This window comes from Sediminicola arcticus (assembly GCF_040566695.1).
Lineage (GTDB): Bacteria > Bacteroidota > Bacteroidia > Flavobacteriales > Flavobacteriaceae > Sediminicola > Sediminicola arcticus.
The window spans coordinates 1-11,426 of sequence record NZ_JBEXAE010000007.1 but is presented as its reverse complement, the minus strand read 5'-3'; the positions used below and the strand labels follow the sequence as shown (position 1 = coordinate 11,426).

12 protein-coding genes are annotated in these 11,426 nt (G+C 35.4%); 10 read left to right on the top strand and 2 right to left on the bottom strand.

The features are described from left to right. The first annotated feature begins 152 nt into the window (after positions 1-152). The 6 genes from ABXZ36_RS13375 to ABXZ36_RS13350 all read left to right on the top strand — a co-directional run bounded on the left by ABXZ36_RS13375 (position 153) and on the right by ABXZ36_RS13350 (position 7,071). The gene (locus tag ABXZ36_RS13375) at positions 153-1,499 is read left to right on the top strand and encodes a dihydroorotase (RefSeq protein ID WP_354616188.1); all 1,347 of its coding nucleotides are present in this window, start codon (positions 153-155) and stop codon (positions 1,497-1,499) included. An 8-nt stretch (positions 1,500-1,507) separates the two neighbouring features. Then, the gene (locus ABXZ36_RS13370) at positions 1,508-2,464 is read left to right on the top strand and encodes an L-threonylcarbamoyladenylate synthase (RefSeq protein ID WP_354616187.1); all 957 of its coding nucleotides are present in this window, start codon (positions 1,508-1,510) and stop codon (positions 2,462-2,464) included. A 14-nt stretch (positions 2,465-2,478) separates the two neighbouring features. Then, complete coding sequence (locus ABXZ36_RS13365) at positions 2,479-3,327, top strand: DUF6671 family protein (RefSeq protein ID WP_354616186.1); 849 nt, start codon at positions 2,479-2,481, stop codon at positions 3,325-3,327. A 386-nt stretch (positions 3,328-3,713) separates the two neighbouring features. Beyond that, positions 3,714-4,058, top strand: coding sequence for a hypothetical protein (locus ABXZ36_RS13360; protein WP_354616185.1), 345 nt, complete (start codon positions 3,714-3,716; stop codon positions 4,056-4,058). 42 nt (positions 4,059-4,100) lie between these two features. Continuing rightward, positions 4,101-6,500 (top strand): TonB-dependent receptor, encoded by a 2,400-nt coding sequence (locus ABXZ36_RS13355; protein WP_354616184.1) that lies wholly within the window; start codon positions 4,101-4,103, stop codon positions 6,498-6,500. A 16-nt stretch (positions 6,501-6,516) separates the two neighbouring features. Beyond that, positions 6,517-7,071 carry a type 1 periplasmic binding fold superfamily protein gene (locus tag ABXZ36_RS13350; RefSeq protein WP_354616183.1) on the top strand — a complete coding sequence of 185 codons (555 nt, stop codon included), beginning with the start codon at positions 6,517-6,519 and terminating at the stop codon, positions 7,069-7,071. A 274-nt stretch (positions 7,072-7,345) separates the two neighbouring features. Here ABXZ36_RS13350 and ABXZ36_RS13345 read toward each other — a convergent pair whose 3' ends face one another. After that, complete coding sequence (locus ABXZ36_RS13345; RefSeq protein WP_354616182.1) at positions 7,346-8,023, bottom strand: class I SAM-dependent methyltransferase; 678 nt, start codon at positions 8,021-8,023, stop codon at positions 7,346-7,348. Positions 8,024-8,259: 236 nt separating this feature from the next. Between ABXZ36_RS13345 and ABXZ36_RS13340 the strand changes: the two genes are divergently transcribed. The 4 genes from ABXZ36_RS13340 to ABXZ36_RS13325 all read left to right on the top strand — a co-directional run bounded on the left by ABXZ36_RS13340 (position 8,260) and on the right by ABXZ36_RS13325 (position 10,688). Next, a complete protein-coding gene (locus ABXZ36_RS13340; RefSeq protein WP_354616181.1) occupies positions 8,260-8,733 on the top strand; it encodes a DUF6090 family protein in 474 nt (157 codons plus the stop codon). A 155-nt stretch (positions 8,734-8,888) separates the two neighbouring features. Then, on the top strand, positions 8,889-9,044 hold the full coding sequence (locus ABXZ36_RS13335; RefSeq protein WP_354616180.1) for a hypothetical protein: 156 nt from the start codon (positions 8,889-8,891) through the stop codon (positions 9,042-9,044). 425 nt (positions 9,045-9,469) lie between these two features. Continuing rightward, positions 9,470-9,655 (top strand): hypothetical protein, encoded by a 186-nt coding sequence (locus tag ABXZ36_RS13330; protein WP_354616179.1) that lies wholly within the window; start codon positions 9,470-9,472, stop codon positions 9,653-9,655. 322 nt (positions 9,656-9,977) lie between these two features. Next, positions 9,978-10,688, top strand: a complete 711-nt coding sequence (locus ABXZ36_RS13325) for a DUF4488 domain-containing protein (protein WP_354616178.1) — start codon at positions 9,978-9,980, stop codon at positions 10,686-10,688. Positions 10,689-10,848: 160 nt separating this feature from the next. On the opposite strand, the gene ABXZ36_RS13320 is transcribed toward ABXZ36_RS13325, so the two are convergent. After that, positions 10,849-11,426 (bottom strand): transposase (locus tag ABXZ36_RS13320; RefSeq protein WP_354616177.1); only part of this gene is annotated, 578 nt, incomplete at its 5' end.

Here is an 11,426-nt window from a genome sequence, read left to right as displayed (position 1 = left end):
AAATAGTGAATTATTTGCCAAAACAAAAGTATAAACATAAAACAAAGGTTTGTGATAAACTGAAAAGTAACCGCCTTTTAATCCTGCACTACTCATAGCCGATACGATAGCGGCAATTTAAGAAAACCGACACCAGTAACAGAAAATGAATAATGAATCAGAGTATTTTAATTAAGAATTCTACTATTGTAAATGAAGGGAGATCCTTTGTTGCAGATATTTTATTGTCTAATGGACGTATCTATCAAATTGGAAAAATTGACATTGAACCAAATTACAAAGTAATTGACGGAACGGGCAAACACCTATTCCCAGGAATTATTGACGGACAAGTTCATTTTAGAGACCCAGGACTTACACACAAAGGCGATTTATATACCGAAAGCAAAGCTGCCATAGCAGGTGGCGTAACTTCCTTTATTGATATGCCCAATACAGTTCCAAATATTTTAACCGTTAAAAGCCTAAATGAAAAATATGAGATTGCATCTAAAAAATCTTTAGCAAACTATTCGTTCTTCCTTGGAGTAAATGGAGATAATCTTGATGATGTTTTAAAAACAGATACAAGCCAATTCATTGGAGTTTCTGATGATGGACTTTATTTTACAAAAAAAGGAAATCTACTTGCAGATAATCCAGATACCATGGAAAAACTATTTGCCAACTGCAAATCCATTATAGCCATTCATTCCGAAAAAGAAGAAATCGTAGAAGCTAACGAACAGGCTTTTAGAGAAAAATATGGAGAGGATATTCCCGCAAAGTTTCATCCAATTATTAGGAGTACTGAAGGCTGCTATGAAGCAACAAAACGTGCGATTAATTTGGCTCGAAAACATAACGCAAGACTTCATATTCTACACTTAACGACTGAGGCAGAAACACACCTATTTCAGAATAACATTCCTTTACAAAAGAAAAAAATAACAACTGAAGTTTCGGTACATCATTTATGGTTTTCAGACAAAGACTATGAACGACTGGGAATGCTCATTAAGTGGAATCCAGCTATAAAAACGGAACAAGACAAACAAGGCCTATTAAAGGCGCTGCTTGATGACAGAATAGATATTATCACAACCGACCACGCACCACATACTCTTGAGGAAAAGCAAAAACCTTATTTTCAGTCTATGTCAGGAGCACCAATGGTGCAGCACACTCTCAACTGTATGCTAGAGTTCTACAAACAAGACCTTATTTCATTAGAAAAAATAGTTCAGAAAATGTGTCATAATCCTGCCATTCTGTATCGTATGACAGACAGAGGGTTTATCAGAGAAGGTTATTACGCAGATCTAGCCTTGGTGGATTTGAACAGCCAATGGACAGTTGCTAAAGACAACCTTTTGTACAAATGTGGATGGTCTCCATTAGAAGGAACTAAATTTCAGACAGCAATCAAACAGACCTTTGTAAATGGAAATTTAGTCTATGACAATGGTCTATTTCACGAAGATAGCTTTGGAATGCCTATTGAATTCACCAATAACTAGCCTCAACTATGACTATAATTTCGAATGACATTGGCAGGGCAGTTGAAATCTTAAACAATGAAGATGTAGTAGCAATACCTACCGAGACTGTTTATGGATTGGCAGGAAATATTTATAGTGACAAAGCCATTCGTAAAATATTTGAAGTAAAACAAAGGCCGTTGTTCAATCCCTTAATAGTGCATCTTCACTCCATTGAACAATTAGACGAAATAGCAAGCGAGTTTCCTATTAAAGCACAATTACTTGCAGATGCTTTTTGGCCTGGTTCGTTAACCTTAATTTTAAAGAAGAAATCTAACATTCCAGATGTTATAACAGCAGGTAAAGACACCGTTGCTGTGAGAATCCCGAATCATCCTATAACTTTAAAGTTGTTAAAAGAATTATCGTTTCCACTAGCTGCACCTAGTGCTAATCCGTTTAATCGAATTAGTCCAACTAATTCATTGCACGTTGAAAGCTATTTTAAGAATTCCATAAAAATGGTACTTGAAGGTGGAGAATGTAAGAACGGATTAGAATCTACCATCATTGGATTTGAAAATAATGAACCAGTGCTCTACAGGCTAGGAGCTATCGCTATAGAAGAAATTGAAAATGTTATAGGAAAAATTAAGGTTAAAAACAAGAAAGAAAAAGCACCCGATGCACCGGGCATGCTAGCCAAACACTACGCTCCCAAAACAAAAACATACCTTGTAAACGATATTAAAAAATTTATAAAGAGCAATGGTGATAAAACAATTGGTGTCGTAAGCTTTACAGAAAATATGAACGCTTCAAATATTAAACACGTAGAAATTTTATCAAAGTCTGGAGATTTAAAAGAAGCTGCATCTAAGTTATACAGTGCACTTCACACTCTGGACGATTTAAATTTGGATATGATAGTTGCACAAAGATTTCCAGATGTTGGCTTAGGCAAATCCATTAACGATAGACTAGAAAGAGCTACAAAATAATTACTATAAATTATATGGGCACTTCATTATTTGAAAATAGAAAGCTAATAATTGCTACTAAACATAAAAAAGAAAAAGTAATTGCTCCCCTACTAGAAAAAAATCTTGGAGTAACTTGCTTTACAAATGAAAATTTTGATACTGATATTTTAGGGACATTTTCAGGAGAAATTGAAAGAGAGCTTGACCCAATTGCAACCGCTAGAAAAAAATGTCTTTTAGCTATGGAAGCAAGCAACTGTGATTTGGGAGTAGCAAGTGAGGGCTCCTTTGGTGCCCATCCTTCAATATTTTTTGCAAGTGCAGATGATGAGTTTTTAATATTCATCGACAAAAAAAACAACCTAGAAATAATCACAAGAGAATTAAGTATAGAAACCAATTTTGGTGGTAAAGTAATTGAAACTGAAAAAGACCTTTTAGACTTTGCTGAATCTGTTAAATTTCCATCTCATGGACTTATACTTCGTAAATCAGAGAAAGACAATACTGACATAATTAAGGGGATTACAGATACAACCCTATTAAAAAAAGCCTTTAAAAAACTGCTTGACGAGTCTAATTCTATTTATGTAGAAACTGATATGAGGGCAATGTATAACCCTACCCGAATGACTGTAATTGAAAATGCTGCCAAAAAATTAGTTGACAAGGTAAATTCTTGCTGCCCCCATTGCAATATTCCGGGTTTTGGAGTTACAGATGTAAAAAAGGGATTAGAATGTAGTTTATGTGGTTCACCTACCAACTCTACGTTGAGTTTCATTTACTTCTGTCAAAAATGCGATTTCAAAAAAGAAGAAATGTATCCTCATAAAAAAACAACCGAAGACCCTACGTTTTGCGACTATTGCAACCCATAACTACTTAAAAAGGATTGAAATGATAATGCCCAAAATAAAACAAAGCCGCTCACAATGACTAAAATTAATACGGGTTTTAGTTCTTAATCCAAAGTTAAAAACTATTAACAAAGTGCGCCAAATCTTTAGTCCCGAAGTGTCGGGAATGCTCTTGCAACAAAAAAACTAAAAAACAAATAAAAAGCTATGGCTAAGCGCCAATACGGAAACAAAAACATTCCCTCGCTTCTGCATTACTCATAGTTGAACCGTAAGCCACAAGCTTAAAAAAATTCCTAGCCACCATTAAAAACCCACGCTGAAAAACGCCACCACGCAAACAGCACATTTATTCCTGAAATATTTTTACTCTTATCCAAGAATAATTCTTTATTTTAGCGTTTTACGTGTCACAGAAAACAATGGATTATAAAAAACAGATTGGCAAAAATATAGCCGCATTATTGCTCTTTGTAGCTTTAATGTTGCCTTCTGCCATTCAGTTTATTCATATGTCTGAAGGGCACGAATACATTGCTTGCACAGAACAGACTACACACCTACATAAATCCGTTGTGAAGTGTGAGATTTGTAGTTTTCATTTGGCATCTTTTATTTACGATATAGCCGAACTCCCTAATTTAGTACAACCAAAAATTCCTGTAAATATTGAAGCAAACTTTGCTTACTTACAATATCATTCCTTTAAAATAACCAATACACAGCTACGCGCCCCCCCTATTTTTTCTTAATAAACAAAAAGATATTTATTATTATGTTAATTAAGAATTTATATGCGCAGGTATATGTTATTGGTGCTGCTATTAAGCAGTGTTCCCTCTATATCACAAAATTGTAACAACACACTATTCGGCACGGTAATGGACCTTCACGATGGGTCTTTACTTGCAGGTGCAACACTTATTGTTGCAGGTTCTGAACAAGCTGTGCAGACAGACCTCGATGGAAAGTTTACCATTTCAAACCTTTGTAATGACACTTATTCCTTACAGGTGTCACACCCATTCTGCTTAACCAAAGGTTTCACGATTAAAATATCAGGTAACACCACCAAGACTTTTAAGCTGGAACACCATTTGGAAGAACTTAACGAAATTACTATCACCGCAAAAGCCTACAGCAACAAGTCCAAAACAATTCTTGAAAACACTATCTCAAAGGAAGAATTGGAACGTTTTAGTAGCGGTACGATCGGTGATGCCCTTAAAAGTTTGAGCGGAGTTTCTTCCCTCAATACGGGAAATACCGTTGTAAAACCTTTGATTAATGGCCTTCATAGTAGTCGTGTGGTTATTATAAATAATGGCGTTCGGATGGAAGACCAAGAATGGGGAGCAGAACACGCCCCAAATATTGATATCAATTCCGCAGGCAACCTTACCTTGATAAAAGGCGCAGGCGCATTGCAATACAGTGGTGATGCTATGGGCGGGGTCATTGTAGCCGAAGCTTTAAAAGTTCCCGTTAAAGATAGCCTTTACGGAAAAACCTTATTCACAGGAACAAGCAATGGTCGAGGTACTTCCCTGACTTCCCAATTTACCAAAAGCTATCAAAGTGGCTGGTATGCAAACGTACAAGGAACAGTAAAACGTTTTGGCGATTTTGAAGCACCAGATTATATATTAAGCAATACAGGGATTTTTGAACGCAACGCTTCTTTGCACGTTGGACTTAATCGGGTCAATTATGGCATCGAGGCCTATTATTCACTCTTTAAAAATGAAATCGGCATTTTAAGAGCATCTCATTTGGGCGGTGCACAAGACCAAATTAGGGCAATAAATAGCGACAGACCACTAATCATTAATGATTTTACATATCAAATCAACTCCCCAAAACAAGATGTAACGCACCATTTAAGCCGAATAAAAGGCTTCAAAAGATTTGATGACTTTGGGAAATTGAGCCTGCAATATGACTTTCAGCGTAACAACCGCTTGGAATTCGATATCAGGCGCGGTGCAGATAAGGATAATGCCTCGTTGGATTTGAAACTGGACACGCATACGCTGATGTTGGATTTGGATTCCTATTTGAGTGATGCAATAAGCCTAAAGACTGGTTTAATGGTACGATATCAAAATAACTTTGCAAACCCAAATACTGGTGTGCGTAGGCTGATACCTGATTATGACAAATACGATTTGGGAATTTATGTCATAGCGGATTACCGATTGAATGACAAACTGCTTGTGGAAGCAGGTGGGAGATTTGATTATACCTATATGAACGTTTTTAAATTCTATCGCACCTCGTTTTGGGAATCCCGCAATTATGATGGGCTCTTCCCTGAAATTGTAGTGGAAGCATTGGACAATCAGATTTTGACCAATCCACAACTGAATTTTTATAACGCTTCCGCAACTTTAGGAGCCACATATTCTTTTGGCGAGGAGTATACCTTATTTTTCAATTATTCATTGGCATCCCGTGCGCCCAATCCTTCCGAACTTTTTAGCGAAGGCTTGCACCATTCTGCTTCCCGTATAGAACTGGGCGATCTACGTTTCAATTCAGAGGTTGGACATAAAATATCACTAACTTTTCAGCGAGAAAATAAAAATTTCAGCTTTTCAATAAGTCCTTTCATAAACACTATTAAGGACTTTATAATTATTGAACCTACAGAAATCCAACAAACGGTTCGGGGCAGTTTTCAAGTTTGGGAATACAGACAGTCCGATGCACAATTGTTAGGAGTAGATTTTGATGCTTCGTACACCTTTGCGAAAAATCTCCGTTTTAATCATCAGTTTTCACTCGTAAAAGGTTACGATCGTTCACGGGAAAAACCTTTGATAAGTATGCCACCCGTAAATACAAAGAATGAAATTGTATATCAAAATCCGGAATTCAAAAACCTAAGGTTGGCATTGCAGAGCGAATATGTATTTCGCCAAAATGAATTTCCCAACAATAATTTTGAAGTGTTTATCCCAGAGACCGAAACAACAGAAATTGTTGACGTGAGTACACCGCCTGATGCATACCATTTACTCAGCTTTAATTCGAGCATTGATTTCAAAGCCTCACAAAAATCAACAGTCACTGTAGGTTTTGGAATCACCAATTTATTAAACACTTCCTACCGAAATTACCTAAACCGTCTGCGCTATTATGCAGACGACTTAGGTAGAAACTTTTCATTAAATCTCAAACTCAATTATTAATTTTAAAAAAAAACAAATGAAAAAAGTAAAATTTTTAGCAACTGCAATTTTTGGAACATTACTATTTGTATCGTGTTCAAATGACAATGATACCCCAGAGCCGGTAAACGAAGAAGAAGTGATTACCACTTTAACGTTAACCCTTGTGCCCAATGGAGGCACAACACCCATTACCTTACAGACTCGTGATTTAGATGGAGATGGTCCGAACTCACCTGTTGTAACAGTTTCGGGCGCATTGACAGCAGGTGTTACCTATAACGGTACTATTGTACTGCTTAACGAAACTGTGAATCCATCAGAAAATATTACCGAAGAAGTAGAAGAAGAAAGTTTGGACCACCAATTTTTCTATACGATTGGTGGCGGACTAGACGTTATAACGGCCTATAGCAACTTTGATACCGATGGGAATAACTTGGGGACAGAATTAACGCTTACTGCGGGTACGGTGAGCTCAGGCACATTAACGATTACACTTCGCCACGAACCTTCTAAACCAAATACTGGTTTGGGAGATGCAGGTGGAGAAACAGATATTGCAGCAACCTTTAACGTAACAGTACAATAGATTTTAATTAGTCATACTCTTCTTTGTTCCAAACTGAATGCCCTTTATGATTTTTCCGTAAAGGGCATTCAGTTTTAGACTTTTTTAGAAAAAAGCAAATGCACATCTTGGCGAAATTTTGTTTTATGAGTTTCTTATACCTTTTAAAATTAAGACCTCCCAACTTTCAATAGATTTGAAAAGCTCTCAAACACAGATTTCAGACAAGATAATTGGGTTTTTCGCGCATTAGTCAGACATGATTCTCTAGCACGATTTGAATGCAGCCAACGCATCAAAACATTTTATAACAAGTAGTTACAATAACCCCTTTGCAATCAATCAAACGAACAGTCAATAATTTTTTTTCTTCTTTTACTTTAAAATTAAATGGTGGGGCTAATACGTTTAAACCACTTAGCTTTTTTAGTCTAATTCCTTGTCCTGAAATAATATCTTTATTGGGGATAAAATCTCCTTCAGGTATATGTTCTGTTAAAATAACATATTTATAATCAGTTACCTTACTCAATATACGCTGCACTTCGGCATTCGATAAATGTTGTAATACTTGTCTTAGTAAAGCGCAATCTCCGGATGGCAAATCATCTACTGCGATGTCCAAACAAAGGAATTCCAAATTATCTTCTTTAAATTTTTTTTTATTATTCTCTATAAGGCCTTTTACTATATCTCCCGCAACATACTTCTTGGTATACTCTACCAATTCTTTTCCTACATTAAAATCACCACAACCTAAATCACATACCGTAAGAGGTATTTTAAAGGATGTTAAAAATGATGTTAATACACTTATATATGGATTTACAATCTCAGGATTATGCGATCCTGAACCTGAATAAAAGTCTGTTTTGCCCCTACCCCAAAGCTTCATTTCATATACCTGTTCCATAGTATCTTTAGTTGGCCAAGGATTCTTTATTCTTTCAGTTCTATTTTCTTTATTCTTCATAAACACGCTATTGGTATAAACCAAACTATAAAACTAACAAACCACTAAATAAAAAACGTCTTTTAAAAAAGACTAAAATTCATTTTTTAGCATATTTAGTGCAATTCACAAGTTTTCGTACATTTAATCCGGCACCAACCCCAGCCCTATTTAATTAACGCCGAGTCTTAACCACGGATTCTAAATCTAACTGTTATGCTTCATCCCGATAGCTATCGGGACCAAACAATAACCAAATGATAAAATTTTTTAGAAAAATTAGACAAAATTTACTGACTGAAAATAAATTCAGTAAATATTTGATTTATGCAATTGGCGAAATAATTCTTGTGGTAATTGGAATTTTGATAGCGTTGCAAATAAATAATAATAGTGAAAATCACAAAAAGCAACAATTTGAGATAACCATTCTTGAAAATATTAAAGAGGACATTTTAGCTGACAAAGTGGATTGTGCGCTGAATTTGCAATATATTAAAGTCGTAATTACTAACGAACAACATTTACTTGATTTTTTACTTGATGAAAGTATTAAACCTACAGATAGTATTAGCTTTAATGATGCATTAGGCATTGACCTACTTACATTATTTCATAATGCATCATTCAACAACCTACAGAACAATGATATCGGATTAATAACAAACAATAATCTTTTAAAGAAATCACACGTTTCTATGACTTTTATGTTTCAGCACTTAAAGAGTTAGAAAATAATCACGCTTTTTCTAACACCTATGATGATAAATTCACCTTTTTTAGAAAGCACTTCGCAGTTATCCCTAAAAAAACAAAAATCCAATTAGGTTCTGGAATTGATACTTGGCAGCAAGAATTTGATAGATATAATTTCAAAATTAAAAATGTGGAAACATTAAAGAAAGATGAAGAATTCAAGATTTTATTGGCGGAAAGTCTCTTTATCAATTCAGTTAAGGTTAGCTTTTACAAGCAATTGTTTGAGAAAATTGAGGGTTTAAATAAATCTATAGATAGTGAATTAAGAACCTTGAAAAAATAACGAAAGCACAAAAAGGGCTAATATTTCTTGTGGCAGTATGTGAAAAACTAAAATAAAAACCACTAAACGGCAAGAATTCATAGGTGATAAAGTCTATTCTAACAGCGCACGAGCTTGTCCCAGTGCCGTGCAAATGTCGGCACAACAAAATTATAGTCAAGGCTGCTGTAACGTTGACGGATTCTGAATAAAGGCTTTAAATACTTAAAAAAAGAAGTTACGCTTTAGAGGTATTTATGAAAACAGCATTAATGTCATACGTGTCTCATTTGCCATCTCTACTAGTTTTGAAGAATTGAATCTACTAGTAAAAGCCTTAAACGAGTATGCTAATGGTTAAGTTAATCTCTGAGTTTTAAGATAGTATTAATAACCTTTCAATATTAAACCTGTATTCTCTATATGAACAATTAAAAAAATAACATATGAGTACAACATATTTGAATACCAAGTCAAGAGGAATAACCAAGACAGTAGCTGAATTCTCCAAACAGGATGGTCAGAGCAATAGTGAGTTCCGTGAATTTATCAATGAACAAGTGGTGGAGCATAGAAAAGAGGGAATAGACGTATTCAAGTCCCCTAGACCAGGAGATGACCAAAAGAACTAATACATTATTTAGATTCTCTAAATAATGTATTAGAAGCTAATGTAAAAAGGTATTTTGATAAAAAATAAAGAAGGCTTTGAGGAAAGCCAGAAATTTCTGTTTTATTAATGGCATAAGTTTAGCGCTTTTAGCCAAGCCCACCATCCCGATAATTATCGGGATGGTGGGCTTAAAGATGAAAAGATAATGTATAAGCCCTAAGCTTTGGGATAGCTCTGTCATAAACCAAAAATGTAGTATCTTTTTACACGCTGCGTTTCATTCACAAACCGTTAGTCATTATTATTGTTGTGTTGTCTATAATTAATAAAATACCAAAGGGATGAAAAAAATGATTGTATGTATCGTTTGTACTTTGTTATCATTTACAAGCAAAGCCCAAAGTGTTATTGGTGCTTGGGAAACGTTTGCAACCTCTGAAAATGGAGACAATTTAAAAAGCGTTGTTATTTTTGCTTATGGCTATCAAGTGTTAACCGTATATAATGCAACTACTGGAGAATTTATACACTCCAATGGTGGAACATGGAAATTAGATGAAGATATTATGACGGAAAAAGTAGAATTTCATACGGATAATTCTGAACGGGTCGGTACTGAAGTTAGTTTTAAAGTAAAAGTCAATACTAGTACGTTGGAAATTGTAGGGAGTGGACAGAAATTTACAAAAATTGATAATGGTACTCCAGGCGAATTACAAGGAGCCTGGTTAATGTCTGGCAGAATAAGTGAAGGTAAAACTCAATTACGAGAGACAAGTAGACCAAGAAAAACGATGAAAATTTTATCTGGAACTCGATTTCAATGGATAGCTTACGACACAGAAACAAAACAATTTATGGCTACAGGTGGGGGGACGTATACAACAATGAATGATGAATACACCGAGAACATCGAATTCTTTTCAAGAGACTTTTCCAAAGTTGGGCTTAGCTTAAAATTTAATTATAAACTGATTGATGGTAAGTGGCACCACTCAGGTTTCTCTAGCAAGGGAGACCCAATCAATGAAATATGGAGTTTGAGGAAATAGTATGGTTTTATACCAGATACACTTAAAGGTGAAACTAAAAATAACGAAAGCACAACAAAGAACTGAGGTAAAAAACAAGTAAATTCTTCCTTACTATTCTAGGCTCAAAGATGCTAAAATCTGATTCTTTGAGCTTTTTTTATTCGATCTATCTTCATATTTATCTAGGCAATATTGAAACATAAGTGTCATCATATGGTCTACCAGGTTTTGCAACAGCAAAAGACTGGTTAAGTAGTTTGTTGGCTACTGCTATCAATGCCAATTTCTTGCTTTTCCCTTTGTTCACGATTCGCTCATATACCCCTTTACAAGCATTGTTATGTTTACAGGCATTGAACGAACACTGGAACAATAGATTCCTCAGCTTTTTGTTTCCTACCTTATTGATCCTGCTACGCACCCTGACACTACTGCCCGATTCACGTATTGTTGGTGTTATACCAACATAGCTGCATAGTTGGGATGCACTCTCGAATTTCTTGAAACCATCTGTACAGACAATCAAAAAAAGAGCCGTCCTGATTCCAATACCGGGGATGCTGGTAAGTAAGGTCAACTGATGTTGTTGCTCTTGTTTTACCAAAGAAAGTAGCTTCTCTTCAATACTATTTACCTCTTTGTCCAGATGCTTACGGTTACGTCTTAAAGAACGGTACACAAACTTTGAAGGTAACCCTAGAACCTCTTCGCCGTGCATCTTGTTCTTGGTGGCCGTTCGTTTCTTTAAATAACTGT

Excerpts from the sequence above, each read along its gene's own strand:
- ABXZ36_RS13375 (WP_354616188.1), top strand. The coding sequence starts at position 153 with ATGAATCAGAGTATTTTAATTAAGAATTCTACTATTGTAAATGAAGGG.
- ABXZ36_RS13370 (WP_354616187.1), top strand. The coding sequence starts at position 1,508 with ATGACTATAATTTCGAATGACATTGGCAGGGCAGTTGAAATCTTAAAC.
- ABXZ36_RS13365 (WP_354616186.1), top strand. The coding sequence starts at position 2,479 with ATGGGCACTTCATTATTTGAAAATAGAAAGCTAATAATTGCTACTAAA.
- ABXZ36_RS13355 (WP_354616184.1), top strand. The coding sequence starts at position 4,101 with ATGCGCAGGTATATGTTATTGGTGCTGCTATTAAGCAGTGTTCCCTCT.
- ABXZ36_RS13350 (WP_354616183.1), top strand. The coding sequence starts at position 6,517 with ATGAAAAAAGTAAAATTTTTAGCAACTGCAATTTTTGGAACATTACTA.
- ABXZ36_RS13345 (WP_354616182.1), bottom strand. The coding sequence starts at position 8,023 with ATGAAGAATAAAGAAAATAGAACTGAAAGAATAAAGAATCCTTGGCCA.
- ABXZ36_RS13340 (WP_354616181.1), top strand. The coding sequence starts at position 8,260 with ATGATAAAATTTTTTAGAAAAATTAGACAAAATTTACTGACTGAAAAT.
- ABXZ36_RS13330 (WP_354616179.1), top strand. The coding sequence starts at position 9,470 with ATGAGTACAACATATTTGAATACCAAGTCAAGAGGAATAACCAAGACA.
- ABXZ36_RS13325 (WP_354616178.1), top strand. The coding sequence starts at position 9,978 with ATGAAAAAAATGATTGTATGTATCGTTTGTACTTTGTTATCATTTACA.